At 46.4% G+C, this 25,052-nt stretch carries 28 protein-coding genes; 4 read left to right on the top strand and 24 right to left on the bottom strand.

From position 1 onward, the window contains the following. Nucleotides 1–207: 207 nt before the first annotated feature. Nucleotides 208–1,833 carry a putative polysaccharide biosynthesis protein gene (locus N4310_RS01220; protein ID WP_262091768.1) on the bottom strand — a complete coding sequence of 542 codons (1,626 nt, stop codon included), beginning with the start codon at nt 1,831–1,833 and terminating at the stop codon, nt 208–210. A gap of 225 nt (nt 1,834–2,058) precedes the next feature. Here N4310_RS01220 and N4310_RS01215 point away from each other — a divergent pair, with 225 nt between their 5' ends. Next, complete coding sequence (locus N4310_RS01215) at nt 2,059–3,513, top strand: UDP-N-acetylmuramoyl-L-alanyl-D-glutamate--L-lysine ligase (protein WP_262091767.1); 1,455 nt, start codon at nt 2,059–2,061, stop codon at nt 3,511–3,513. A 33-nt stretch (nt 3,514–3,546) separates the two neighbouring features. Here the strand turns inward: N4310_RS01215 and N4310_RS01210 are convergent, their stop codons facing one another. From N4310_RS01210 to N4310_RS01175, 8 genes are all read right to left on the bottom strand, one after another. Further along, on the bottom strand, nt 3,547–4,401 hold the full coding sequence (locus N4310_RS01210) for an Rgg family transcriptional regulator (RefSeq protein WP_262091766.1): 855 nt from the start codon (nt 4,399–4,401) through the stop codon (nt 3,547–3,549). Between the two features lie 85 nt (nt 4,402–4,486). Then, nucleotides 4,487–5,422 carry a manganese-dependent inorganic pyrophosphatase gene (locus tag N4310_RS01205; RefSeq protein ID WP_262091765.1) on the bottom strand — a complete coding sequence of 312 codons (936 nt, stop codon included), beginning with the start codon at nt 5,420–5,422 and terminating at the stop codon, nt 4,487–4,489. A gap of 77 nt (nt 5,423–5,499) precedes the next feature. Further along, nucleotides 5,500–6,294, bottom strand: a complete 795-nt coding sequence (pflA, locus tag N4310_RS01200; RefSeq protein WP_160332639.1) for a pyruvate formate-lyase-activating protein — start codon at nt 6,292–6,294, stop codon at nt 5,500–5,502. Between the two features lie 170 nt (nt 6,295–6,464). Beyond that, nucleotides 6,465–7,808: a hemolysin family protein gene (locus N4310_RS01195; protein ID WP_262091764.1), complete on the bottom strand. Its 1,344-nt coding sequence runs from the start codon at nt 7,806–7,808 to the stop codon at nt 6,465–6,467. Nucleotides 7,809–7,923: 115 nt separating this feature from the next. Next, a complete protein-coding gene (locus N4310_RS01190) occupies nt 7,924–9,063 on the bottom strand; it encodes a site-2 protease family protein (protein WP_262091763.1) in 1,140 nt (379 codons plus the stop codon). A gap of 19 nt (nt 9,064–9,082) precedes the next feature. Next, the gene (locus tag N4310_RS01185; protein WP_262091762.1) at nt 9,083–9,613 is read right to left on the bottom strand and encodes a hypothetical protein; all 531 of its coding nucleotides are present in this window, start codon (nt 9,611–9,613) and stop codon (nt 9,083–9,085) included. A 1-nt stretch (nt 9,614) separates the two neighbouring features. Then, nucleotides 9,615–10,031 (bottom strand): VOC family protein, encoded by a 417-nt coding sequence (locus tag N4310_RS01180; protein ID WP_262091761.1) that lies wholly within the window; start codon nt 10,029–10,031, stop codon nt 9,615–9,617. After that, on the bottom strand, nt 10,028–10,282 hold the full coding sequence (locus N4310_RS01175; protein ID WP_262091760.1) for a VOC family protein: 255 nt from the start codon (nt 10,280–10,282) through the stop codon (nt 10,028–10,030). Before N4310_RS01175 ends, N4310_RS01180 begins: the two co-directional genes overlap by 4 nt. A 202-nt stretch (nt 10,283–10,484) precedes the next feature. Between N4310_RS01175 and N4310_RS01170 the strand changes: the two genes are divergently transcribed. Next, complete coding sequence (locus tag N4310_RS01170; RefSeq protein WP_262091759.1) at nt 10,485–11,222, top strand: peptidylprolyl isomerase; 738 nt, start codon at nt 10,485–10,487, stop codon at nt 11,220–11,222. Between the two features lie 69 nt (nt 11,223–11,291). Next, the gene (locus N4310_RS01165) at nt 11,292–12,218 is read left to right on the top strand and encodes an aldo/keto reductase (protein WP_262091758.1); all 927 of its coding nucleotides are present in this window, start codon (nt 11,292–11,294) and stop codon (nt 12,216–12,218) included. Between the two features lie 56 nt (nt 12,219–12,274). On the opposite strand, the gene N4310_RS01160 is transcribed toward N4310_RS01165, so the two are convergent. The 15 genes from N4310_RS01160 to rplK all read right to left on the bottom strand — a co-directional run bounded on the left by N4310_RS01160 (nt 12,275) and on the right by rplK (nt 24,397). Beyond that, the gene (locus N4310_RS01160; RefSeq protein ID WP_262091757.1) at nt 12,275–12,844 is read right to left on the bottom strand and encodes a nucleotidyltransferase family protein; all 570 of its coding nucleotides are present in this window, start codon (nt 12,842–12,844) and stop codon (nt 12,275–12,277) included. Between the two features lie 77 nt (nt 12,845–12,921). Next, the gene (locus N4310_RS01155) at nt 12,922–13,833 is read right to left on the bottom strand and encodes a Fic family protein (protein WP_160332647.1); all 912 of its coding nucleotides are present in this window, start codon (nt 13,831–13,833) and stop codon (nt 12,922–12,924) included. A 211-nt stretch (nt 13,834–14,044) separates the two neighbouring features. Continuing rightward, nucleotides 14,045–14,344, bottom strand: coding sequence for a nucleotide pyrophosphohydrolase (locus N4310_RS01150; RefSeq protein ID WP_262091756.1), 300 nt, complete (start codon nt 14,342–14,344; stop codon nt 14,045–14,047). A gap of 8 nt (nt 14,345–14,352) precedes the next feature. Further along, on the bottom strand, nt 14,353–15,891 hold the full coding sequence (locus N4310_RS01145; RefSeq protein ID WP_160332649.1) for an ABC-F family ATP-binding cassette domain-containing protein: 1,539 nt from the start codon (nt 15,889–15,891) through the stop codon (nt 14,353–14,355). A 354-nt stretch (nt 15,892–16,245) separates the two neighbouring features. Next, a complete protein-coding gene (locus N4310_RS01140; protein WP_179923391.1) occupies nt 16,246–16,938 on the bottom strand; it encodes a 5'-methylthioadenosine/adenosylhomocysteine nucleosidase in 693 nt (230 codons plus the stop codon). 12 nt (nt 16,939–16,950) lie between these two features. Further along, nucleotides 16,951–17,175 (bottom strand): cell wall synthase accessory phosphoprotein MacP, encoded by a 225-nt coding sequence (gene macP / locus N4310_RS01135; RefSeq protein ID WP_179923390.1) that lies wholly within the window; start codon nt 17,173–17,175, stop codon nt 16,951–16,953. Then, on the bottom strand, nt 17,172–17,729 hold the full coding sequence (locus N4310_RS01130; RefSeq protein ID WP_262091755.1) for an NUDIX hydrolase: 558 nt from the start codon (nt 17,727–17,729) through the stop codon (nt 17,172–17,174). The genes macP and N4310_RS01130 overlap by 4 nt, the downstream gene beginning before the upstream one ends. Before the next feature lie 47 nt (nt 17,730–17,776). Further along, nucleotides 17,777–19,162, bottom strand: a complete 1,386-nt coding sequence (glmU, locus tag N4310_RS01125) for a bifunctional UDP-N-acetylglucosamine diphosphorylase/glucosamine-1-phosphate N-acetyltransferase GlmU (protein ID WP_160332654.1) — start codon at nt 19,160–19,162, stop codon at nt 17,777–17,779. Nucleotides 19,163–19,285: 123 nt separating this feature from the next. Beyond that, nucleotides 19,286–19,984 carry a 3-oxoacyl-ACP reductase gene (locus N4310_RS01120; protein ID WP_262091754.1) on the bottom strand — a complete coding sequence of 233 codons (699 nt, stop codon included), beginning with the start codon at nt 19,982–19,984 and terminating at the stop codon, nt 19,286–19,288. Beyond that, entirely contained in the window at nt 19,977–20,213 is a 237-nt protein-coding gene (locus N4310_RS01115) for a DUF2829 domain-containing protein (RefSeq protein WP_160333088.1), read from the bottom strand. Before N4310_RS01115 ends, N4310_RS01120 begins: the two co-directional genes overlap by 8 nt. A 37-nt stretch (nt 20,214–20,250) precedes the next feature. Then, a complete protein-coding gene (locus N4310_RS01110; protein ID WP_262091753.1) occupies nt 20,251–21,054 on the bottom strand; it encodes an MBL fold metallo-hydrolase in 804 nt (267 codons plus the stop codon). Beyond that, nucleotides 21,044–22,411, bottom strand: coding sequence for a cell wall metabolism sensor histidine kinase VicK (gene vicK, locus N4310_RS01105; RefSeq protein WP_160333090.1), 1,368 nt, complete (start codon nt 22,409–22,411; stop codon nt 21,044–21,046). Before vicK ends, N4310_RS01110 begins: the two co-directional genes overlap by 11 nt. Continuing rightward, nucleotides 22,401–23,105, bottom strand: a complete 705-nt coding sequence (gene yycF, locus N4310_RS01100) for a response regulator YycF (RefSeq protein WP_160333091.1) — start codon at nt 23,103–23,105, stop codon at nt 22,401–22,403. Before yycF ends, vicK begins: the two co-directional genes overlap by 11 nt. 83 nt (nt 23,106–23,188) lie before the next feature. After that, nucleotides 23,189–23,878, bottom strand: coding sequence for a 50S ribosomal protein L1 (gene rplA, locus N4310_RS01095; RefSeq protein WP_160333092.1), 690 nt, complete (start codon nt 23,876–23,878; stop codon nt 23,189–23,191). Between the two features lie 93 nt (nt 23,879–23,971). Further along, nucleotides 23,972–24,397, bottom strand: coding sequence for a 50S ribosomal protein L11 (gene rplK, locus N4310_RS01090; RefSeq protein WP_160333093.1), 426 nt, complete (start codon nt 24,395–24,397; stop codon nt 23,972–23,974). 194 nt (nt 24,398–24,591) lie between these two features. Between rplK and N4310_RS01085 the strand changes: the two genes are divergently transcribed. Continuing rightward, nucleotides 24,592–24,942, top strand: a complete 351-nt coding sequence (locus tag N4310_RS01085; RefSeq protein WP_160333094.1) for a DUF3397 family protein — start codon at nt 24,592–24,594, stop codon at nt 24,940–24,942. Nucleotides 24,943–25,052 lie beyond the last annotated feature (110 nt).

The following is a 25,052-nucleotide window of genomic DNA, read 5'->3' as shown; positions in this document are numbered from 1 at the left end:
AGTCGCCTTTATTGAAAATTGGATAAACAATTATCCTAAAAAATGTTTGGACTACAAGTCACCAAAGGAATTTCTTAGTGGTGGCTAACTTCAACTTGAAATTTAGCTTAAAAAGATGAATTCCTCGAAAATACCCTTTTACTACCTATTGATTCCTGATAAACAAATCCCTTTTAATCGAAAAAGCTGGGACAGGCCCAGCTAGTGTTAAGAGATTCGTAATATGCGACGCAAACGGTTGGCCTGGCTGCCCATAACCCGGTCCAAATGGTTGCTTTTGAGGGCCATCCAGGCGTAAACGTAGATGGAAATGGCACCCACAATCATTAGGTGTAGGAGGCTGCCCCAACGGCTGTCGACTCCAATCACTAGAGACAAGAGAGCCTGGGCCAGCAGGGTCACGAGAGACATGATAATTGTCATCAGAGTTACTAGGATCACACGTTTCATCAGGCGCTTGTGATTGAGGCGTGTGACCTGATGAATCGTGCGGTACATTAGGAAGCAAGGGAGGACTAAGGCTACTCCGGTTGACAGGAGTGGGCCATAGGAGCCAAAGATCCAGATAAACGGAATTTGCAAGACTAGCTTGGCTACCAGACCATACAAGAAATAACGCATGGCCAAGCGGTTTTGGTACAGGGCTTGGATCATCGGTGCCAAAACGGTATAGAGACCTAGAAGGAGGGTAAAGGACATGGCCCAAACAAATAGGTCTAGGGCTGCTCCTTCTGGTCGGCCGTAAAAAAAGGTATAGAGAGCCCGGCCCATTAGCAGGGAGCCAAGCGTTGCTGGAATGAGGAAGGTCAGCAGCAAACTGAGATTATCAATGACCAGTTTGGCGGCTGCCGCCAAGTCCTTTTTGACATAGTTCTCTGTCAAGAGTGGGATCCCTACTCCACCCACAGAGGAGGCAACCGCAATCAGGATCATGCTGACCTTATTGGGATTGGCTGAGAAGTAGGAAAAAAGCACTAGAAGCTCTGTTTCTGAGGTCTTGGTAAACCAGCGGGAGACATTAATAAAAGTCATTTGGTCAATAATTTGAAAGAGCTGGATGGCAGACCCTGTGATAATAAAAGGTATGGCTTCTTTGAGCGTTTCTAGCACCAGTTGGCTGCCACCTTCCAGTTTTTGACCAGAAGCAGCAAGGATGGGGTGTAAAAGCCCTTCTTGATTAAGCGAAAAAATCAAAAGAGCCATCGAGGCCAGCATCCCAATAAAGGCGGCAAAGGTGGATTGGGTAACGGCCGAGACGTAGTCCTTATTGCCCAGCTGCATGATCAGGAAGGTGGCCAGCAACATCCAGATGACCCGGGCCACCTGCTCTGCAATCTGGCTCATGGCATAGGGCCGCATATTGCTGTAACCTTGGAAAACACCGCGGATAATACTCATGGCTGGAAAAATCAGCACGGCCCAGGCCAAACTCTGCATAACCGGGGTCAACTCAGCCCCAACTCCCGAACCCGAAGCGAAGAGGGGAGCGGCTAGATACATGAGGGCGGCAAAAACCAGACCAAGGATCACCATCAATTTCAAAAAACGGTTGATCAGGGCAAAGGACTTGTCCTCCTGCCCCATGGTATTGTATTTGGCAATCTGTTTGGAAATCGCTACTGGCAGGCCTGCGGTTGAGACCAAAAGGAACCAGGCGTAGATATTGTAGCCCATGGTAAAGAGTCCATTGGCCTCGGCTGCATGAGCCCCCATCCAGCCATACCACGGAATAATATAGAGGGCCCCGAGCAGGCGGCTAATGAGGTTACTAGCGGTCATCCAAGCCGCTCCCTTCAGCATCAGCTCCTGCTGACGCGCTTGTTGGTCATTCATTCTAATCCCCTTTTAAAACTACTTCCAAATTAAAATAATCTCTCAAACTTGTTCTCATCACACGACCTAAACTTACAATGTATGAAGAAAACTCGAACGAGTATAAGCTATTCGAAAATACTAGTACCATTATAGCATGAAGGCCCAGTCCCTCCAAGATTTTAACGAAAAAAAGGCAATCATCTTTGACTTGTAAAAGCACACCAGAAGGGTTACAATAGGGCTATGATGAAACTTGAAACCGCCTTACAAATCTTACAAGCGGACCATAACTTCCGTGCTATTGTCAACCAGGATACCTTCTACTATCAAGGTCAAGATTGGATTTTCCAAGAGCTGAGCTATGATAGTCGCCAGGTCTCTGAACAAACCCTCTTCTTTGCCAAGGGGCAACAGTTTAAAGCTGAATACCTTGAAACTGCCATCCAGCAAGGCTTACGCTACTATGTCAGTGAGATTGACTACCAAGTCTCTATTCCTGTGATTTTGGTCAACGATATCAAACAAGCCATGAGCCTGATTGCAATGGAATTTTACCAACACCCTGAGAAAAAGCTCAAGCTCTTAGCCTTTACTGGGACCAAGGGAAAAACAACGGCTGCTTATTTTGCTTTCAACATTCTCAAGCAGGAATGGAAACCCGCCATGCTTTCAACCATGAACTCAACGCTGGACGGGGTTCATTTTTTCAAATCGCAGCTAACTACTCCTGAGAGTCTGGATCTATTTGCTATGATGGCCGAAGCTGTTGCCCATGGCCGCACCCACTTTATCATGGAGGTGTCTAGTCAGGCCTATTTGGTTAAGCGGGTCTATGGTCTGACCTTCGATGTCGGCGTCTTTCTCAATATCAGCCCTGATCACATTGGACCAATTGAACACCCTAGCTATGAGGACTACTTCTACCACAAGCGGCAACTTTTGGCTAACAGTCGCTTCCTCATTCTGAATCAGCAAATGGACCACAGCGACTTTCTATTGGAGTCGATTCAAGACCAACCGCACACGACCTATGGCCTGGGAAGTCCCAATACTATTGAGGAATCTGCGGCCTTCCACTTCAAGGTTGGTGGTCCTCTCGCCGGCGATTATGACATCCAATTAATCGGCGACTTTAACCAGGAAAACGCCCTGGCCGCTGGTTTAGCTTGCCAACAGCTAGGAGCAAGCCAGGCTGCCATTCAAGCCGGTATCGCCCAAACCAAGGTTGATGGCCGGATGGAAGTTTTAACCCATCCTTCTGGAGCCAAAATTTTTATCGACTATGCCCACAATGGCGATAGTCTGAAAAAGCTAATCGATACCGTGGCCCACTACCAGAAGGGCAAGCTCGCCCTCATCCTCGGTGCTACTGGTAACAAGGGAGAAAGCCGCCGCAAGGACTTCGGCCTCCTCCTCAATGACTATCCTGACCTTGATGTCATCCTCACCGCAGACGATCCCAACTATGAGGATCCCGTAGCCATTTCCCAGGAAATCGCCAGCTACCTCCACCGCCCTGTAACCATCATCGCCGACCGCGAAACAGCCATCCAAGAAATTCTGAGTCACCAGTATCAGAATGAGGATGCCATTATCATTGCTGGTAAAGGAGCGGATGCCTTTCAAATTGTCCAAGGTGAAAAAATCCCCTATCCCGGCGACCCCCAAGTTGTCATCCAAGCACTTGAACAACCGTAAAAAGGAACCGATTGTGGTTCCTTTTTACTATATCTAATTTTTAGTAGCTTTAATCTTTTGCGCTGCCCGCACCCGATTTTCATAGGACTGGGCTAGGTGGATGCTTCCCAGGGCACGAAAGGACTCGATTACAGCTTCCATCTGCATCAATCCCTTGCGCTCATCATGAAAGAAGAACTCAAACATCCCTTCCCCATATTGAACCACCATCCGTTCAAACATATCCCGATCCTCAAAATGATGGTTTTTGATGAATTTTCGGTAGTACTGGGCATCAATGAGTTCCTGACGTTCGCAGGATAGCACAAAGGCTTCCAAGACCAAATAATTAATCATCCGGCGATTGAGAGGAAGCTCCTTATAAAACTCCGACCGTGAGATCATTTCCTTGGACAGGGTCATAAATAGCGCATGGCGAAACCGGTGCATGGAATGGGTAAACAGAAGCAGTTCATAATAGCCCCAATACTCGACACCGATCAGGTAATCCGTCAAGACACTTAAATCGCGCTCAGAGACAACAGGATCGCCGGTCATTTCTTCCAATTTAATTTTAATGATAATCGTGTTTAATTCATAAAACAAGCGTCTTAGTCGAGGTTTGACAGGTCTAGATTCCAAGAGATGGCGCATGCTGACGACATCATTTTGGAGTACATAGACGTCCATCTGATGCAACAATTCCTGCAACTCATCGCGTTTAAAGTCTTGAACGGCATAAAGAAATTCAGACATGGGCATATTGATTTCATCCAAAGCAATTTTAAACTTCGAGATGGTGAGATCGGACTGGCCATTTTCGAACCGCGATAATTGCGACACGGATAAATCTTTTGTGGCTATGGAGCGCAAGGACAAGCCTCGTGACTGCCGAAATTGTTTAAACACTTTTCCAAATGATTCCATACATACCCTTTACATTGTTTATAAGCGAAAGAAGGCAGATCCAACCAAGACCTACCTTCCTCACATTTTAATTGGCAAAAGCTGCTGTCAGTTGTGGAACAACTTGTTTTTTACGAGATACAGCACCAGGCAAAAAGGCATGGTGATTTTCCAAGGTAAATCCAAAGGCTGCTTCAACCTTGTCTGGATTTGCACCCAAGGTTAAAATCTCAGAGTTTGAGTTGACAATATCGGTAATCATCAAGACAAAATCAGAGTAGCTTGCTTCTGCCATGGCTGCTTGCATGGCTTCCTCAATTTCAGCTTGGCGTTCCAAAATTTCAGCGATATCAACCGTATTGACTTGGGCTACACGAACTGTGTTCCCACCCAATTCAAAGCTCTTAGCATCAATATCGATCAATTCAGCAGCTGTTTTACTGGAGAGATTGGTCCCAGCTTTCAACATCTCAAGTCCATAAGCTTCCAAGTCCACACCAGCTAGCTCTGCTAACTCAGCTGCCAAGGGAACATCTGTGACATGGGTTGTTGGTGATTTTAACAAAAGTGTGTCTGAAATCAAACCAGACAACATCAAACCAGCCAATTCTTTTGGTACTTGGACTTGGTTTTCTTTAAACATCCGGTAGACAATCGAAGAGGCTGAACCAACTGGCTCAAGACGCATAAACAAAGGATTGGCAGTCTCAAAGTTAGCGACACGGTGGTGGTCCACCACACCAAAAACTTCTACATCACGGATACCTTCTGCAGATTGTTGGAACTCATTATGGTCTGTCAAGATAACCCGCTCAACACCTTCCTGAGCAAGGGATTGGATTTCACGTGGCGTTTCAACTCCAAAATAGTCTAACACAAAGCGTGTTTCCTCATTGGGTTGACCCAAGATGACCGCTTCTGTATCCAAACCATGAGCTTGACGAGCTAAGTAAGCATATGCATAAGATGATGCAATCGCATCTGTATCAGGGTTTTGATGACCAAAAACCAAGATTTTTGACATGTTTCTACCTCTTTTCCAATTTTCATTTACTATTTTAACACAAAGAAGGGACTTCTACCAAGTAGCAATCTTCAGAATTAGCCCTTTTGGACCCGCTTGAGATAGTCTTGGTAGGATTCTGTCTCCATTAATTTCTTGGCATTGGCAACCCGCTCTTTGGTTGGTGGTTTCACCCCTTTGAGTGGGTAGTCAATTCCCAATTTTTCCCACTTAAATTCACCCATTGTGTGATAAGGCAGGATTTCAAATTTATCAACATTTTTCAAGGTTTTTACAAATTCACCTAACTCCTTCAAGTCCTCATCATGGTCGGTCAAGCCGGGTACCAAAACGTGGCGAATCCAGACTGGAATCCCTTTATCTGACAGGTAGCGGGCACAATCCAGAATATTGCGGTTGCTTTGGCTGGTTACAAATTTGTGTCGTTCATCATTGATCTCCTTGATATCCAGCAGTACCAAATCGGTCACAGCCATCAATCGGTCAAATACTTCCAAATACTCCGGCTTGTTGCGAAAAGGTAGGGCACAAGTATCCAAAGTTGTATGGATGCCCAATTCTTTAGCTTTGGTAAAAAGGGCAATCAGAAAGTCGATTTGCAAGAGGGCTTCTCCACCGCTAACGGTAATCCCCCCATTCTTGCCCCAGTAACCCCTATAACGGAGGGCTTCTTTCAGAATATCATCCACCGTCCGCGTCTGTGCCTGTTCATTTTCAAAGGCCCAAGTATCTGGATTGTGACAGTACTGGCAGCGCATCTTACATCCCTGCAAAAACACAATAAAGCGGATGCCCGGACCATCAACAGCCCCAAAACTCTCTGTCGAATGCACGTATCCTGTTACCTGTCCATAATCAATTACTTGTCCCATAACAGCCCTCCTGTAAGCGTTTTACTTTCTTTAGTATAGCACTTTTTTTGACAATGGGAAAGTTTTTCCAAACCATTTCCAAGTAAGACTATTTATCCCTATCAGAACTGGAAAAGACAGCTACTAAAAAAGAGGCCAGGGATCTTGTCCCAGCCTCCTTGGCTTAAACCTTATTTAGAAGTCGTTTCTTCTGCTTCTTCTTGGATTTTGTCCATGTGAAGCCGTAGTTTGGTTACCCGACCTCTTTTAACCTTGTCATTACGCAGGGTGAGGCGATAGCCATTGGACTCCAAATCAACCGAGAGGCGTTCCCCCTCTGTTGGGATACTACCTAAGGTGGTGATGTAGTAACCAGCAATGGTATCGACATCATCACTTGCCAATTCCACATCAAAGTGTTCATTAAAATCATTGAGGGTCATGGCTCCGAGGACAATGTAGCTTCCATCTGCTAATTCACGAACTTCAAGCTCTGCCTTATCGGTCTCATCCTCAATCTCTCCGACAATCTCTTCTAAGAGATCTTCCAGGGTCACCAGACCTGCAACACCTCCATATTCATCCAGCAAAATCGCCATCTGATTCTGGGTATTCCGCAAGGAAGCCAAGAGATCATCGACAAACATGGTTTCTGGTACAAAGAGGGGCTCTTGGAGAATTTTCTCCAAGGATAGATTTTCAAAACCAGCCGTAAAGGCTTCGGTCAAAATCCGCTTGGTATGAAGAATACCGATGATGTTATCCTTGTCACCCTCGTAGACGGGAATCCGTGAAAAGTTTTGCTTCAAAATCGCTTGGATATTCTCTTCGCTTACATTCTTGATATCCACCATAAAAGCATCAGTCCGGGGCACCATCAATTCACGCGCCATCAGTTCATCCAAGGTGAAAACCCCTTGAAGCATCTCCAATTCTTCCGCATCCAGGCTCTCCTCACTTTTTGAGAGCATGTATTCGATCTCATCCCGCGTCATTTTTTCATCGGCATCATCAAACTCCATTGGCGTCAAACGACTGAGAAGGTTGGTGGAAGCCGATAGCAACCAAACGAAGGGACTGACAATTTTTCCCAAAAATAAAATAATTGGAGCTGTGCGGACAGCTAGGGATTCCTTGAGGTTCAAGGCAATTCGCTTAGGATAAAGCTCACCCAGCACAATCGAAATGTAGGTCAACAGTGCTAAAGCGAGGAAGCTTCCGACCGCATAGGCCGTCTCACCGCCCCCCATCCAGGTCGCAAACATACGGCCCAGGGTATCCGCTAAGCTAGCCCCGGCCAAGATATTGATCAGGGTAATCCCGACTTGAATCGTGGATAGAAAATGATTGGGCTCCTCCAAGACATTCAACAAACGCTGATAAGCCCGGTCTCCCTCTCCAGCCTTCTGCTCCACACGCGAACGGTTGAGCGACACCATAGCCATCTCAGAAGCTGAAAAGAAGGCATTTAGAAAGGTCAGGAAAAAGAGTAATACAATCTGTACCACCAAATTCTGACTGCTAGGATCTTCCATTGTGTTTTTTCTCCTAATAATGTAAAGATAAGCTTATTTTACCATATTTTACAAAAAACAAGAAAGTGGGACAGAAGGAAACTAAAAAATTCCTCCTACCCCACTCTTGTTTTTCCTAATCGAGTGGCTGCCCTGCCGCAATTCGATCAATCAGTTCCAGGTCCTCCCAGACTGAATCAATTTCCGCCTTGGTCGGGTACGTCTCTAATACCCAGTCCAAACGCTGGCGAATCCGAGCCGCTTCTGCCTGGTCTTGCTTGGACAGCCGGGCCAGAGCATAGTTCAGACTCAAAACAAAAGGATAGTCCTTCATTCCCTTAAGGAACTGCTGCGTTTCCTTGTCATCTAATACAGACAAATCCACACTATCTGCCTCCGTTAACAAGTCGTAGTAGAGCTTGAACAGTTGCATCATAGTCCGCTCGAAGCTAGGTACTGAAGACTTGCTTTCCAACAAACGTTGAAGCAAGTCTATCCCCGCTTGTTCTTCCCCTTTATCAATCATATATTGAGCTCGCGTAAATGCCAAACTCGCAACCGAGGAGTTTTCAGATCGACTTTCAGACTCAATCCGGAACCAATCTGCTGGTAAGGCTCGCAACTGTTGGCCTCTAGTCATGGCTTCGAGGATCAACATCTGTTTGGCAAAAACTTCGCGCTCAGCGGGATTTTTGGACAAGTTCCAAGCATTCCAGCCGTCATTTGCAACGACCTTCCCTTTCCAAGGGATCCCATTTGCCAAAGCTGACAATAAATTGAGCCCGCCAAATGACCATAGCAACAGGGTCCACACAGACGGTTGCATCTCCAAGGCTAAAAAGAAGACGAGACTCAGCAGAAGATTCATCAGCGGACCACCTAGGTGGTAGCGTAAAAACGGAAACTGGTCATCACTCCTCACCGGTGGGACCATGATACATTGACCACCTGTACCCATTAAGGAAAATCGTTTCCAGACCAGGCCCTCATCCCAGCGAACTAGGACACGGTTTCCGACCCGAAAAGAGACGAAATGGTAACCAGACCACAGACCCCCGAGCAGATGACCAAATTCATGTAGCAAAACTACTAGCAGATAGAGCGGCAGATGAAGTAAAATCAGGAAGGTACTTTCAAAAAGAGTTTCTAGCCAAACATTATTCCAGCTAGGTCCAACATAAACCTGCGCAAGCAAGGCTCCAAATCGGAGTCCCCACCAAAAAGCAGCACCTAGCAAAACCAAAGTATAAACGACCTTCAGCAAACCATTCTTCATAAGCGACTCCCCTTCTAGCCTAACCTTTTTTAGGGTGACGATCTAAAACCTCTGTATGTTGGTCAAAAAGGGCCTGTCCTTGAGCTGTCAAACAATAGCCCCGAATGTCAAAACTAGCTTCCAGAGCCTGGTCTTCAACCTGATCCAACAGGGCCTGGTCTAGTTCTGCCGCCTTCATCTTAGAAAAACCTTTAACCCCTTGGTTCTTGAGGATAGCCTTCTTCTGACCGGCATTAATATGGGCCAGCGATTCACGCGCTTTTTGCTGGCGGACCAAACCGCGCTCCTCAAGCACTTGTAAATTGTGGGGTGCATCAATCCCGTAGGTATATTCAAAGTACTTAGGAAAAACCGATTCTGTTGTAAAAGTCCCCAGGGCAATTCGCCACAAGAGAATCACATCACCAGCAAGAATCTCCCCTTCTAAGGGCTCCATATTTTTTCGCGGAACAGCCGGTGCAACCTTACCTTGGGCATGATCCAGTGCCTGCTGCTCGGAAATAAAGGGCTGGACTGGATAGTCCGCATAACGTTCTGCCAAACTGACCATCTTACCCCTCTACTTCTGCGGAAATTTGCCAATTAACCCCATACTTATCAATCAAGTTGGCATAGGCTGGTGACCAGAAGGTTTCTTGCAATTCCAAGGTCACCTCCTGCGCCTCTTCTTTTAGGGCATCGTAGAGTTTTTGAGCAGCTGCTACTGAATCTACGATGATTGATGGTACCACATTACGACCAGGAGCATAGCTATACTCTGGACTTTCATCTGAGATTTGCAGACGAATCCCGTCAACCACCAGTTGCGCATTCAAGACCAAGTGCTTATGCTCATCAGCTACGTCAGGAATCGCATCGCCCCAGAGGGTCAAGCTCGTCACTTCAGCACCTAACACACCCTTGTAAAATTCAACAGCCTCTTGACCATTGCCATCCGTCACCAAATACACTTCCATTCTTTTAATCATTTTTTCACCTCACGAATTGCAAAATAGTTTTCTTCTAAATCGGAAAAATTAAAGACCCGCATGAGATCTAAGTCAACAATAGGCATAACTAAAACGCCCCGATCGAGCATGAATGGGTAGGTTGCATCCAAGTCAGAAGACTCCATTAAAAAGGACGGAATTCCCAAATCCAACTCAGGACTCAACTCAGCCACCTTGACCTGGTCTTGAAACACAGACTTTAGCTGACCATCCTTCTTAAGAATCCACAAGTCGGAAACGATTCCCCTACTCTCCTGACACTCAACCAACTGGGGCTTTCCAGAGCCGTTATATAGGCCATTATTTGACTGAAAGAGTCACTCATCCTGTACTCCTCCGTCTATCCCTAGTATACCACGGATCTCCGTAAAAAGCTTGAAAGTCCCTCCTCCATTCGTTATAATGAGCACAGAACACGAAAGGAAATCAACTATGAAAAAACTACTCATTGCAGGCCTACTGGCCAGTGCAGCGACCCTAGCGCTCATCATCTATCAAAACCAACCCAAACAAGAATTAAGTTTAAACGCCCAGCTCCAAGAAGTCCTCAAAAATCCAGAGGCCGACTTTCCCCAGTTGACGACCAAAGCCAGTAAACAGGAGCCGGTCGTGACCCTCAAAACCAGCCGGGGAGACATCACCCTCAAACTTTTCCCAGAATACGCGCCCTTGGCTGTTGAGAACTTCTTGACCCATGCCAAGGAGGGTTATTACAACGGTCTCAGCTTCCACCGGGTCATCAAGGATTTTATGATCCAAACCGGAGACCCCAAGGGTGACGGGAGCGGCGGTGAATCCATCTGGGCTGGTAAAGACAACGAAAAGGATCCGGGCACCGGCTTTAAGAACGAAATCAGCCCCTACCTCTACAATATCCGAGGCGCTGTCTCCATGGCCAATGCCGGCCCCGACACCAATGGCAGCCAATTCTTCATCAACCAAAACACCCAAGATATCTCCAGCCGCTTGGATCCCAACACCTACCATCCCAAAATCATCCAAGCCTATCAAAAAGGAGGCAACCCTAGCCTCGACGGCTCTTACACCGTCTTCGGACAGGTCACCCAAGGCATGGAGGTTGTCGACAAAATCGCTGCCACGGAAACAGACGACAAAGATAAACCCAAGGAAGCCATCACCATCCAAAAAATCACCATTCAATCCGAATGAGCCCCTCAACCTCAGACGCAATCCGCCTGAGGTTTTTTAAAACTACTTTATCTCGAAAGGATCACCCACATGAAAACGATTGAACTCAACTCAGAAAACACCAAACTATCCAGTATCGTCCTAGGCCTGATGCGGATCAAAAGCCTCTCTCCTCGAGAGGTTGAGGAATTAGTCGAAACCGCCTTAGCAGCAGGCATCAACACCTTTGACCTTGCAGACATCTACGGAGGCGGATGCTCCGAAGAGATACTCGGACAAGTCCTCAAAAATAGACCCGACCTGCGCGATCAGATGTGGATCCAATCCAAATGTGGCATCCGCATCGAGGAATTTACCTACTTTGATTTCTCCAAGGAGCATATTCTCAAGTCCGTCGACGCCATCCTCAAACGCCTCCACATCCAGCAGCTAGATAGCCTACTTCTTCATAGACCAGACGCTCTGATGGAGCCAGAAGAAGTCGCCGAAGCCTTCAACCACTTAGAAAAAACAGGCAAAGTCCGTAACTTTGGAGTCTCCAATCAAAATCCCATGATGATTGAACTCCTCAAAACAGCGGTTTCCCAACCACTCGCCATCAACCAACTCCAACTCAGTGCTGCCTTCACACCAGAATTTGACACAGGTTTTCATGCGAACATGGAAGAAGCCATCGCCAGCTCTGGTCCAACCGGTATCTTTGAATACGCCCGTGCAAAAGACATGGTCATCCAAGCCTGGTCAGTTCTCCAATACGGCTATTTCCAAGGAGTCTTCTTGGGAAACCCCCAATTTGAAAAACTCAACCAGGTCCTCACCCGCCTAGCGCAAAACTACCAGACCACTCCTGCAGCCATTGCCATCGCCTGGGTCTTCCGCTACCCTGCTAAAATGCAAGCCATCATTGGCACCACCCAGCCCCAACGCATTTTAGAAGCTGCCCAAGCCACCACCATCACCCTTAGCCGCAAAGAATGGTATGAAATTTACCTGGCCGCTGGGAAATCACTTCCTTAAGTTTGAAAGCGCAAAAAGACCAGCCTTCTTAGCAAAAGAGGCTGGCCTTTTTTGTACTAGGACTGATGCTTGACGAAATTCCGTTTATAAAGGCTATGACTCTGAATATTACCATCCACATCTTTGGCATCCCAGATTTGGAGCTCCCAAGGATAGCAAAAATTACTTTTGTTTGTAAAGTAAACATAGACACCAAGATAGCCGTCCTTATCGCGGAGATACCAATTTTTTAAACCAAATCCTTCCTTCCAAGCATCCAACTGCTCCATCACTTGCGTCAGTTCTTCTGACTGTAAAATCACCCGTGCTCCAAAAATATCATTTAGGATGGAATTGACAGGATAGCCTTCTATTCTTTCAGAAAAACGATCAATTTTATCCAAAATACTTTCAGATGTTTTCACACGATAAACGTAAGCAATATCCTGAAGGTTGGCCTTCATCAAATAGTCATTAATAGACTCGTGTAAATTTAGCCGATAGTCCAAAATAGCCTGCGTCGGAACCTTAGCAAAAGTATGTTTTAAATTCACCTTTTGAACCTTACCTGTTTCAAAATAATCCATGGAATATTCTTGATGAATTCGGTTAATTTCCGAAATCAAACGTTCAACTTTCTTAAGCAAAGGGAATACCTCCCACTGGTGACAAGTCTTAGTTTTCAGCTCACAAGCTTTCTACGACGGCTTGTTTATGCTTCATACTAATCTTTGTCTACATCCTCAAAAGAAAGGATTGACAAATACATATCCAATCTCTCATTTAAATAGTAAGCAAACAAGTCCTCCATCGCTGATAAACTTCCTTTGGTATGATAGTCCTCGAAAGCTCGGTAGTAGGTCAAGCGATCTGAAAATTTAATATCAATGGGAGGGTAACCCGCCTTCATCAACTCTAAATTCACCAAAAGGCGCCCTGTACGCCCATTACCATCAATAAAAGGATGGATACTTTCAAAAAGAATATGAAAACGAGCCATTTTAGTCACCATGTTCTCCTGGCTATCTTCATAGTCTTTCAACAATTGCTCCATCAAGGGGCGAATCATAAAGGGTTGAGCAGGTTCGTTGGCAGCCCCTACGATACGAACAGGTACCTTGCGATAAACACCTCGATCATCCTTTTTATCCGATAGAACCAAATAATGAATATCTTTTACAACCTGTTCCGTCAATAGAGTTCCTGCTGCCACCAAGGTTTGCACGTATTCAAAAGCCTCCTTGTGTCCAATTGCTTCGAGATGATCCTTTAGAGGTTTCTGATCAATGGTCAAGCCACGTAGGACCAAATCCGTCTCACGAAGCGTCAGAGTGTTCCCCTCAATCGCATTGGAGTTATAGGTAAACTCCACCATAAACTCCTCATTTAGGCGCTCAACCTCTCCTTGGGTTAAGGGGCGAAGGGAGGCAAGTTTAGTCATCTTTTGGTCAATTAAAACCACCAGACTCTCCGCCTTTTTATAGCGACCATCAACCGGTTTAGGCGTATCTTGCGGAATCTTCCACGAACGTCCTTCACGAACAGCGCCCTCCACCTTCCCCTGGCTACACAAATCACGCACACGACGATCAGAAATTCCCCAAGAATCAGCTGCCCTCTTAACGGAGATATACATAAAACACCTCACCTTCTAAAAAATTATTCATTTCCTAAAACCATTATAGCAGAGTTCGGAAGGATAGGGTTCTTAACGGAAGGATAGTTAGGGTATTTGCGGAAGGATAATGACCCTAGTCGTCCCTTACCCCGATAGTTTTATTCCTGCAAAAGACTTAAAAACTCAATCAGGCTCCTATCTTCAGAGCTTTCGATTGGGTTTTCAGTCTTTATTTCAACTTCTCTGACGGCACTGGATATTTCAAGGCGTTTTTCTTGAGTTTGTCTTGGACGATGGTTTCTACATCCAAGCCCAGGCGGTCAGTCAGGAGTAAGGTATAGATGAGGACATCGGCGATTTCTTCTTGGACGTTGACGGGATCCGCAAACTCTTCGCCCCATTGGTAGTTTTCTAGAAGCTCGGCGGCTTCGATGATGATCGAGCTGGCCAGGTTACGGGGGCTGTGGGCTTGGCCCCAGCCTCGGTCATCGCGGAATTTCAGGATATCTTGGATAAGTTTGTCTGTCATCATCACTCCTAAATCAATTCATTGAAGTCCCAAACTTGATCCACCCAACCCTGGTAGAAGTCTGGTTCGTGACAGACCATGAGGATGCTGCCCTTGTAGGCTTGGAGGGCCCGTTTGAGTTCCTCTTTGGCATCCACATCCAGGTGGTTGGTCGGCTCGTCCAGGACGAGGACGTTGGTTTCGCGGTTCATGAGGAGGCAGAGGCGGACCTTGGCCTGCTCACCTCCGCTCAGCACTTGAATTTGACTTTCAATGTGCTTGGTTGTCAGGCCACAGCGGGCTAGGGCTGCGCGGACCTCGGCCTGGTTGAGGGCTGGAAAGGCATCCCAGACAGCTTCCAGAGGTGTTTGGCGGTTGCCTCCAGGGACTTCTTGTTCAAAATAACCCAGTTCTAGGAACTCTCCTTCTTCAACCTGACCTCCCAAAGCAGGAATGACACCTAGAAGACTTTTGAGGAGGGTTGTTTTCCCGATTCCGTTGGCCCCAACAATGGCAATTTTCTGGTTGCGTTCAAAGGTCAGATCCAGCGGTCCGGCCAGTTTGCGGTCATAGCCAATTTCCAGACCTTGGGCTTGGATAATAAAACGTCCCGGTGTCCGTGCCACCTTGAAGTCAAACTGGGGTTTAGGCTTCTCCGCTTGGAGTTCAATTAGGTCCATCTTATCCAGCTTCTTCTGCCGGCTCATGGCCATGTTGCGAGTCGCTACCCGGGCCTTGTTGCGGTTGACAAAGTCTTTGAGGTCGGCAATCTCCTTCTGCTGGCGTTCATAGGCTGCTTCCAATTGAGCCTTCTTCATGGCATAGACTTCCTGGAACTGCTCATAATTCCCGCTGTAGCGCACTAAATCTTGATTTTCAACATGATAAACCAAATTAATCACGTCATTAAGGAAGGGAATATCATGAGAAATTAAAATAAAGGCATTTTCATACTCTAAGAGATAACGTTTGAGCCAATCGATGTGCTCAGCGTCCAGGTAGTTGGTAGGTTCATCCAAGAGGAGTATGTCTGGCTTCTCCAGCAGTAGCTTGGCCAAGAGCACCTTGGTCCGCTGGCCCCCACTAAGCTCAGTCACATCCGACTCCATCCCAAAATCGCTGACCCCAAGGGCACGCGCCACTTCATCAATCTTGGCATCAAGGCTATAGAAATCGCGGCTATCCAAACGATCCTGCAACTCGCCAACCTCTTCCATCAAGGCCTCATAGTCCGTGGCCTCCGCCATCTCCATGTAGATCTCTTGAATCCGCGCCTCGGTTTTAAACAAATCATCGAAGGCAGTTCGCAAAACATCGCGCACGGTCATACCAGCCTCCAAAACGGCATGTTGGTCCAGATAGCCCGCCTTGACATACTTGGACCAGCTTATTTGGCCCTCATCCGGCTGCAATTGCCCAGTCACAATACTCATAAAGGTGGACTTGCCTTCACCATTGGCACCCACCAAACCAATATGTTCCCCCTTTAACAGACGAAAGGAAACATCCTCAAAAATGGCCCGATCTCCGAAACCATGACTCAAACGCTTAACTTCTAATATACTCATACTTTCCCTATTCTTCAAAAAAGAGGGGAGTGGGACAGAACTAAATTTGAAAAATTTAGTTTATTCGCTTTCTTAATTTCAGGCTCATGCTAAAAAGATCCACTGGATCTTTTTACTCCCACCCCCGCAAGGCTGATTATATCCTCTTTCGAGCTTGAAAAGCGAACGATTGAAGTTTGCTTCGCAAACAAGATTTGGTACTCTCTAACAGCATACAATGCTGTTAGACCCAATCAGCTACTGCGTCAAAGGTATTTTGTTATACAAAGTCAATGAGGCTAGACTTTTGCCCCAGCCTCATCTCTTTTATCAATTTATAGTCTTTTATACGACTTCAGCTACCCTAGAGACTTCCTAAACTAATTTCTGCAAAAAGGCGATAAGGACCTGGGCTGATTTCCGGCCAGCTTCCACGATAAATTCATCAAAGGAAAGAGCCGCATCCTGCTCAGCAGTATCACTCATAGCCCGTACCACCATAACGGGCAGGTTAATAGCATGGGCAGCCTGGGCAATGGCAGCCCCCTCCATTTCAACAGCCAGTACATCAGGGAAGTGAGCCTTGATTTGCTGCAAACGGTCAGCTGAAGCAATAAAGGAATCCCCTGTAGCAATCAGACCCAGGTGCGACGCAAAGCCCTGCTCCTCCAAAACCTCTTTGAAAACACTTTGAAAATACTTGCTGGTTTCAAAGAAGAGTGGCTGTTGTGCCATCTGGCCATAGGCATAGCCAAAGGCTGTCACATCCACATCGTGGTAGGCTAAACGGTCCGCAACCACTACATCGCCCACCTTGAGACCAGTTGCCACCGCCCCAGCTGAACCCGTGTTGATGACCGCATCAACCTTAAACTCTTGGGCTAAAATCGCAACAGTCATGGCTGACATGACCTTCCCGATTCCACTTTCCACCAAGACAACCTCGTGGCGACCGATATGACCGGTATGGTACACTTGGCGCAGCCGCAAATGTTTCTGAGCATTTTCCAACTGCTCCAAAAGGCTAGCCAATTCCTGCGGCATCGCCGCAATAATTCCAATCTTCATTCTCTCACTTTCCTACAATACAAACACAAAAATCAGCAGGATTATCAACAACAAGAGCAACCAGAAAAGAATCTTATTCAGGGTGTGTTGGAAACGCGCCCGTTTTTGATTCTCCACCTGACGGCTTTTCCGGACTTCCGGCTCAACCTCCAGGCGGTCAATCTTATGTAACAGATCCAAATCTAGTGCTTCTGTTTCCTCATAGCTATCCGAGTCAAAGGACGGTCGCTTTGTCATGAGACTGTCCCCGATTCCAGCAATTGCCAGTACTGAATCGCCATAATCGTTTTGGCATCGCAAATCTCACCTGCCTCAATAGCAGCGAGAGCCTGGTCCAAATCCAGCTCATAGAGGGCCAAGGTTTCATCCGCATCCTGGGGGCGGGGATTGGCAACCTTTTCTAAATTCCGAGCCAGATAGAGCTTCACTTTTTCATTACAAAAACCGATGGCTGTGTAAAAATCATACAGCAGCTCCAAATCGGCCCTATAGCCAATTTCTTCTTCCAATTCCCGTAGGGCTGCCGCTTTGGGATCGGTATTTTCCCCAACTTCCAATTTTCCGGCTGGAATCTCCAGACTGGTAGCCTCAATCGCTTTACGGAATTGCTTGACCAAGAGAATCTTGTTCTCCTCAGTAAGCGGTAACACACAAACAGCCCCATTATGGAAGACCAACTCCCGTGTGGAGACACCCTTGCCATCCGGTAGCTCAACTTCATCGACCGCTACCTGAAAGACACGGCCCTGAAAAATTTCCCGACGACTCAAGGTTTTTTCTTCAAAATTCATCTTATACCCCTCCCTCAACATCATTTTTCTCGTCAAAATACAAGAAATTAGTTCTCCTTCCGGGCTGGATGGTGTGGGAAACGCACCGCATAACCATCCTTGTTGACCTGCCGAGACCGGCCAAGGGCCAAGCCATCCTCCGGTACGTCACTGATAATCGTTGATCCTGCCGCCAATAGGGCATGATCGCCGATCGTCAATGGAGCCACTAGGGTTGAATTGGAACCAATAAAGACCCCATCTCCAATGGTTGTACCATATTTAGCCTGCCCATCATAGTTGACAGTGATGGTTCCCGCGCCAAAATTGACATTTTGACCAACCTCACTATTGCCGATATAGGTTAAATGGCCAGCCTTGGTCCCAGCCCCCAGACTAGATCCCTTAACCTCAACAAAGTTCCCTACATGGACCTCATCAGCCAAACTGGAGTCTGGCCGAATGTGGGCATAAGGACCAACAGTCACATTCTGGCCAATGGTTGATTCCTCAATCATGGAATGGGTAATCCGACTGTTGGCACCGATATGACTGTCTTGCAGGTAGGAACCGGCACTGACATAAACTCCAGTTTCCAGCTTGGTTTTCCCACGCAGGGTCACTTGCCCCTCTAGTTCAACGTCACCCGCGATTTCAACATCAATATCGATGCTGGTTGTTGCTGGATTCTGGAAGGTGACACCATTTAGCATATGTCCCTTGTTGATGCGATTGCGCATCACATTTTCAGCAATGGACAAGGCATAACGGTCATTGACCCCTAAACTTTCCTCAAAATTCCGCAGCATATAAGCCCCAACCTTCTCGCCAGCCTGGCGGAAAATGCCGATGACATCAGTCAGGTAATATTCCCCTTGGGCATTGTCGGTTGTGATCTCCTTGAGGGCTTCAAAGAGGCGGCGGTTATCAAAGACATAGGTTCCGGTGTTGATTTCCTTAATCTGTTGCTCAAAATCGCTGGCATCCTTCTGCTCAACAATCTTCAGCACCTCACCATCTGCATTCCGGACCACACGCCCATAACCAAAGGGATTATCCGCTTCTGCCGTCAGGATTGTCGCCACATTCTTATGGTTGATATGGAAGTCCACCAGCGACTTGAGGCTCTCACCGGTAATCAGCGGGGTATCTCCGGCAATAACCAGGGTCTGTCCCTCTAAATTTCCCAAGACTTCCTCAGCCATTCGTACAGCATGACCAGTTCCCAATTGCTCCTTTTGCAAGGCAAAGTTGGTCTGACCTGCTAGAACTTCCTCCACCATTTCAGACTGATGACCGACAATCGTCACCGTCTGAGCTGGATTCAAGGCCGACACACTGCGGAAAACATGCTCCAACATGGAAATTCCCGAAACCTTATGAAGGACTTTGGGCAAGTCCGATTTCATCCGCGTGCCTTTTCCAGCTGCTAAAATAATGGCATAATTCGACATATTCATTCCTCTATTTCTTGTCATACTCATCCCCTATTATAGCACTTTTCCCCTAAATAGAAAAAAGGGAGTGGAACAGAAGTACTCCTTCTCTATCCCACTCCCAAAACAGCTATTTTCTTCTTATTTCAGAGTCCAACCACCATCAATGGTCACAATCGCTCCTTGCATGGAGGCCATCTTACCACTAGCCAAAAAAACGGTCAGATCGGCCACTTCCTCTGGCTGAGTCCAACGCTGGATCGGGGTCTCCTGGGCCACCCACTCCGCCAAACCTCCAGGTTCAAAGTCGGCCTGGGTCATTCCAGTCTGGACAGCCCCTGGAGCAATCCCAAAAATCTGAACGCCACTTCCTGCATAATCAAGAGCCATCTGCTTGGTCAGTCCCAGCAATGCATGTTTAGAGCTGGTATAAGCAGCTCCTCCGCCCCCAGCTATATGACTCGCAATGGAACACATGGTGATAATGACCCCTGCTCCTACCGATACCATTTTGTTCAAATAAAAACGACTCATTTCCATCGGTACGCGGACATTGGTTTCATAGACCCGGTCCCACAACTCTCGCGACATCTCTAACAGTGGGGTATAGGCATCAAGAATCCCAGCTGTTAGCAGCAGCACATCCACCTGGTCAACCCAGGAAAAGACGGCTTCCAGATCTTGTGTCAGATCCACCTGGAGAAAGTGGAAATCCCCCGGCAAATCTGGAGCTGGCTTTTGATCAAGGCCATAGACCTGATCACCCAGCTCCAAAAAAGCCCGAGCTTGGGCTAAACCAATCCCCGAGGAGACGCCTGTAATCAAGACCTTCCTAGGCATCCACTTCTACCCAATCCTCAGCCAAGACATCACAGGGAGTTGGGCTCCACATGGAATAGCCCTCCCCTTGACCAGACACATGGATCAGGAAGTAGGGCGTCACCTCTAGCATTTGGCCATTGACTTCCAAGTGATCAAACAGTTGGACAAAATTCTCTGCACCGCCCCATCCCTGACGCACATATTTTTTCTTAGCCCGTAAGCCAGGCAAAATCTCTTCAAAACGCATTGCTTCTCCTCTTTTTTCTAGTTAGTCTACAAAGCACTTAAATCCAAGTCAAGGGACTGGCCTGATCAGGCGAAGTATCCAAGACCTGGAAATCGTGTCCGACAGCCAAATCAGCTTGGGCCAGATTGTTGACCATGGTCATGTGGGCCAACTCTTTAATGTTATTTTCCTTACTGAGATGGCCTAGATAGATTTTCTTGGTCTGGTTGCCCAGGGTACGAATCATGGTTTCTGCTCCATCCTCATTGGACAAATGCCCCTTGTCGGACAAAATCCGTTGTTTCAAGGACCAGGGATAGCGACCACTGCGGAGAATTTCAATGTCATGGTTGCTTTCAATCAGGTAAGCATCGGCATTTTCAATCACTCCTGCTAGACGGTCACTGACATAGCCAGTATCTGTCAACATGACAAAGCTTTTCTGGTCCTTCATAAACCGGTAAAATTGCGGAGCCGCCGCATCATGGCTGACCCCGTAACTTTCAATGTCCAAATCTCCAAAGGTCAGGGTTTTACCCATTTCAAAAACATGTTTCTGGTCGGTCCTAATTTTTCCGAGGTGGCCTTCCATGGCATCCCAGGTCTCTTGGTTGGCATAAATGTCCAGATTATATTTTCGGGCCAAAACCCCAACTCCGTGGATATGGTCCTTGTGTTCATGGGTAACAAAAATCGCATCTAGATCCTTGGCACTACGGTCGATTTCGGCTAAGAGACTTTCGATTTTTTTACCAGATAAGCCCGCATCGACTAAAATTCGCTTCTTTTCACTTTCTACATAAAATGAATTGCCACTCGATCCCGAGGCTAAAATACTATACTGAAATCCTTTATCCGTCACTTTCTACATCCGTTCCTGTTTGGTCCTCCCAATCTCCTGTTTCGGAGAGGGATTTTTCATATGGTAAAACAATGGTAAAACTAGATCCCTTGCCATACTCACTCTTGGCCCAGATAAAGCCCTGGTGCTGTTTGACAATTTCTTTGGCAATAGCAAGACCGAGACCGGTTCCCCCCTGAGCCCGGCTACGCGCCTTGTCCACTCGGTAAAAACGGTCGAAAATTTTAGGCAGGTCTTTCTGGGGGATCCCCAAGCCCTGGTCTGCAATCACAATAATCAATTGGGAATCGGTGGTCTGCATGGAGACGGTAATTTTACCACCATCTGGTGAGTACTTGATGGCATTGTTGAGAATATTGTCCAAAACCTGATTCATCTTATCCGTATCAATCTCAATCCAAATTGGAGAAATGGGGTATTGCCGCACAATCTCATAGTGTTTGCTTTCCTCTTGACTACGGATTTTATCAAACCGATTCAGGATGTGGGTCATAAAAGCCGTGAAGTTAATCAACTCGACTTCCAAATCACTGGCCTCGTTATCAATTCGCGACAAGCTCAAAAGATCGGTGATCATCCGCATCATCCGGTTGGTTTCAGTTAGGGATACATGGATAAAATCAGGTGCCACCGGTTCAGTCAGAGCCCCATCTTCCAAAGCTTCCAAATAGGATTTAACACTAGTCAAGGGGGTCCGCAATTCGTGGCTGACATTGGAAACAAACAAACGGCGCTCCCGTTCTTCCTTCTCCTGCTCTGTCGTATCGTGCAAGACTGCAACCAAGCCCGAAACAAAGCCACTTTCTCGTCTCACTAGGGCAAAACGAACCCTGAGACTTAGATACTCACCATTAGCATCCTGGCTATCAATGGTATCCACTGGTGTTTCCACAATCAGTTGGCGCAGGTCATAGCGATCCTCAATCTTTAATAGTTGCAAAATCGGTTGGCCCAGGGCAGCTTCTTCGCTGACCCCCAACATCCGGCAGGCCATATCATTAATCAGAGTAATATCACCTCGCCGGTTGGTCGCTAGAACCCCATCCGTCATATAAGATAGGACACTGGACAAGCGAGTTGTCTCCTGCTCCAGATTTTCCTGGGTCAGACGAATCACATCCGACAAATCATTGACGGATGTGATGAGCTCTCGAATATCTGGACTTTGCGAATCCAGCTCCAAGCGATTATACTGACCGGAAATCAGTTCTTCTATTTTCTCATTTAATTTGCGAATTTTTTGGTTATCTTTTCGATTTTCATAAGCCAAAAGCGCCACAACAATGATAAAAGAAACGACAATTAGGCCAAAAATAATATCGCTGGTAAAGAGAAAATCACGAATCTTAATGATCATGGCGGATATAGTAGCCGACACCACGGCGCGTGAGAATGTATTCCGGACGACTTGGGTTATCTTCTATCTTCTCCCGCAGGCGGCGGATGGTTACATCGACAGTTCGAACATCCCCAAAATAGTCATAACCCCAGACCGTCTCCAAGAGGTGTTCCCGGGTCATAACCTGCCCCACATGAGAAGCTAGATGTAAGAGCAATTCAAATTCACGGTGGGTTAGTTCCAATTCCTGGTCCCGCTTATGCGCCACAAAGGCTTCTGGGAAAATCCGTAAATCACGAATCACCAATTCACTGGGCTTGCCAGCCTCTTCTTCCTGGGCATCGGCAATCAACTCGGTCCGGCGTAGAACCGCCTTGACCCGAGCCAGCAATTCACGATTGGAAAAAGGCTTGGTCACATAGTCGTCTGCTCCAATTTCGAGACCAATCACCTTATCAAACTCGGAATCTTTTGCCGATAGCATGATAATCGGAATATTGCTGGTCCGGCGAATGGTCTTGGCCACTTCCAAACCATCAATCTCCGGCAACATCAAATCCAAAATCACGATATCCGGCTGTTCCGCTTCAAAAACGTCTAAGGCTGCTTGGCCATCAAAGGCTGTCACAACCTCATAGCCTTCCTTGGTCATGTTAAATTTTATAATATCGGAGATGGGTTTTTCATCATCTACTACTAAAATTTTCTTCATATAGATCCACCTTTCTCGATCCTCTCATCATTATACCAAAAAAGAGACTAGAACTTTCCTTCTAGCCTCTTTTTATCCCCTTCTTAGAAAGAAGATGGGTCTACTTTGATACCAACACCTTGTGTAGTTGTGATGGTTACGTTTGTCATGTAAGTACCTTTAGCTGTAGCTGGTTTCGCTTTAACCACTACGTCATGGAAAGCTTTGAAGTTTTCAACCAATTTATCAGCATCAAAGGATACTTTACCGATGATTGCTTGAACGTTACCAGCGCGGTCTGCACGGTAAGTGATTTTTCCACCTTTAGACTCTTCAACTGCTTTTGCAACATCCATTGTTACAGTACCAGTTTTAGGGTTTGGCATCAAGTTACGTGGTCCAAGAACACGTCCAAGACGTCCAACAAGAGCCATCATGTCAGGTGTTGCAACAACCACGTCGAAATCTAACCAACCACCGTTGATTTTTTCAACAAGGTCTTCTTCACCAACAAAGTCAGCACCAGCAGCTTTTGCTTCTTCAGCTTTTGCTCCACGCGCAAATACCAAGACACGTTGTGTTTTACCAGTACCGTTTGGAAGAACCATCGCACCACGGATTTGTTGATCCGCTTTTTTAACATCGATGTTCAAGTTGTAAGCAACTTCTACAGTTGCATCAAATTTTGCAAAGTTTGTTTCTTTCGCAAGCGCTACAGCTTCTTCTACGCTGTATGCTTTTGTGCTGTCGATTTTTTCAAGAGCAGCACGTAGTTGTTTGCTTTTTTTAGCCATTTTCTATTCTCCTTGTTTAGTGGTTCAATCGATTTTCATCTCCCACGTCACTCATCGAACTGATGAAGTCTTGCGGGTTTTGGGCGTTATTGATTAGTCAACAACAGTGAATCCCATAGAACGAGCAGTACCTTCAATCATACGCATTGCTGCTTCAACAGACGCTGCGTTCAAATCTGGCATTTTAGTTTCAGCGATTTCTTGTACTTGTGCACGTGTAACAGTTGCTACTTTTTCAGTGTTTGGAGTACCAGAACCTTTTTCAACTCCTGCAGCTTTCTTAAGAAGAACAGCAGCTGGAGGTGTTTTTGTTACGAATGTAAATGATTTATCTTCATAAACAGAGATAACAACAGGGATAATCATACCAGCTTGATCTGCTGTACGAGCGTTAAACTCTTTGGTGAATCCCATGATGTTGATACCTGCTTGACCAAGCGCTGGACCAACTGGTGGAGCTGGCGTTGCTTTACCGGCAGGGATTTGCAATTTAACAATATTTTCGACTTTTTTAGCCATTTTTTAAATCCTCCTTTGTGGTTTTGGCGGTAAGATCAGTTTTTTACCTCCCACAAGTATGCGAATCGCATACCTTCTTAGTATACAGCTTTTTGGAAAAAAAGCAAGAGAAAAGTTCAGTTCTTTTTTAATTTTTTGCCCAAAAAAGACTTTCCATGTTAAAATGGAGGAAATGACCTGAGGAGTAGACTTATATGCTTTTTTTACAAATACTTGCTTTAGCCCTGCTGGCTGGAATCCCCATCATCAGTCTATTTCTAACCCGTCTACTCCCAATTCACATGATCGGATTACGGGCTATGGACTTAATGGGGCCCCTGTTTGCTGTTGCCTTTTACTGGGTCTCCAGCCAAGCCTTTTACCATAATTTTTTACCCGAACTGGGCCTCGCCCTGGGAGTCCTTGGCTTACTGCTCATCTGCTACTTCCTCATCCGCTACCGCGCCTTCTATTACCCGAAATTCTTCAAATACTACTGGCGCCTATCCTTCCTCCTGATGATCTTTATGTACTTAGCTATGACCATCTCACTCTTTTTCCAGTAAAAAACTGTGTGGCCGCGGCCACACAGTTTTTTTGGCTCTTTGTCAAGTTGTGTGGAATCCCTGAAAACTGACAGTTTTAGGCTTTTATTATTTAGCTTTTTAATAAGGGT

This window comes from Streptococcus danieliae (assembly GCF_025447695.1).
Lineage (GTDB): Bacteria > Bacillota > Bacilli > Lactobacillales > Streptococcaceae > Streptococcus > Streptococcus danieliae.
Note: the sequence above shows the minus strand (reverse complement) of the source record. Positions and strands in the feature narration are given on the sequence as shown.

Bases quoted from the DNA above. Each gene is read 5' to 3' on its own strand.
- N4310_RS01220 (WP_262091768.1), bottom strand. From the start codon at position 1,833: ATGAATGACCAACAAGCGCGTCAGCAGGAGCTGATGCTGAAGGGAGCG.
- N4310_RS01215 (WP_262091767.1), top strand. From the start codon at position 2,059: ATGATGAAACTTGAAACCGCCTTACAAATCTTACAAGCGGACCATAAC.
- N4310_RS01205 (WP_262091765.1), bottom strand. From the start codon at position 5,422: ATGTCAAAAATCTTGGTTTTTGGTCATCAAAACCCTGATACAGATGCG.
- pflA (WP_160332639.1), bottom strand. From the start codon at position 6,294: ATGGGACAAGTAATTGATTATGGACAGGTAACAGGATACGTGCATTCG.
- N4310_RS01195 (WP_262091764.1), bottom strand. From the start codon at position 7,808: ATGGAAGATCCTAGCAGTCAGAATTTGGTGGTACAGATTGTATTACTC.
- N4310_RS01190 (WP_262091763.1), bottom strand. From the start codon at position 9,063: ATGAAGAATGGTTTGCTGAAGGTCGTTTATACTTTGGTTTTGCTAGGT.
- N4310_RS01185 (WP_262091762.1), bottom strand. From the start codon at position 9,613: ATGGTCAGTTTGGCAGAACGTTATGCGGACTATCCAGTCCAGCCCTTT.
- N4310_RS01180 (WP_262091761.1), bottom strand. From the start codon at position 10,031: ATGATTAAAAGAATGGAAGTGTATTTGGTGACGGATGGCAATGGTCAA.
- N4310_RS01170 (WP_262091759.1), top strand. From the start codon at position 10,485: ATGAAAAAACTACTCATTGCAGGCCTACTGGCCAGTGCAGCGACCCTA.
- N4310_RS01165 (WP_262091758.1), top strand. From the start codon at position 11,292: ATGAAAACGATTGAACTCAACTCAGAAAACACCAAACTATCCAGTATC.
- N4310_RS01155 (WP_160332647.1), bottom strand. From the start codon at position 13,833: ATGTATATCTCCGTTAAGAGGGCAGCTGATTCTTGGGGAATTTCTGAT.
- N4310_RS01150 (WP_262091756.1), bottom strand. From the start codon at position 14,344: ATGACAGACAAACTTATCCAAGATATCCTGAAATTCCGCGATGACCGA.
- N4310_RS01145 (WP_160332649.1), bottom strand. From the start codon at position 15,891: ATGAGTATATTAGAAGTTAAGCGTTTGAGTCATGGTTTCGGAGATCGG.
- N4310_RS01140 (WP_179923391.1), bottom strand. From the start codon at position 16,938: ATGAAGATTGGAATTATTGCGGCGATGCCGCAGGAATTGGCTAGCCTT.
- macP (WP_179923390.1), bottom strand. From the start codon at position 17,175: ATGACAAAGCGACCGTCCTTTGACTCGGATAGCTATGAGGAAACAGAA.
- N4310_RS01130 (WP_262091755.1), bottom strand. From the start codon at position 17,729: ATGAATTTTGAAGAAAAAACCTTGAGTCGTCGGGAAATTTTTCAGGGC.
- glmU (WP_160332654.1), bottom strand. From the start codon at position 19,162: ATGTCGAATTATGCCATTATTTTAGCAGCTGGAAAAGGCACGCGGATG.
- N4310_RS01120 (WP_262091754.1), bottom strand. From the start codon at position 19,984: ATGCCTAGGAAGGTCTTGATTACAGGCGTCTCCTCGGGGATTGGTTTA.
- N4310_RS01115 (WP_160333088.1), bottom strand. From the start codon at position 20,213: ATGCGTTTTGAAGAGATTTTGCCTGGCTTACGGGCTAAGAAAAAATAT.
- vicK (WP_160333090.1), bottom strand. From the start codon at position 22,411: ATGATCATTAAGATTCGTGATTTTCTCTTTACCAGCGATATTATTTTT.
- yycF (WP_160333091.1), bottom strand. From the start codon at position 23,105: ATGAAGAAAATTTTAGTAGTAGATGATGAAAAACCCATCTCCGATATT.
- rplA (WP_160333092.1), bottom strand. From the start codon at position 23,878: ATGGCTAAAAAAAGCAAACAACTACGTGCTGCTCTTGAAAAAATCGAC.
- rplK (WP_160333093.1), bottom strand. From the start codon at position 24,397: ATGGCTAAAAAAGTCGAAAATATTGTTAAATTGCAAATCCCTGCCGGT.
- N4310_RS01085 (WP_160333094.1), top strand. From the start codon at position 24,592: ATGCTTTTTTTACAAATACTTGCTTTAGCCCTGCTGGCTGGAATCCCC.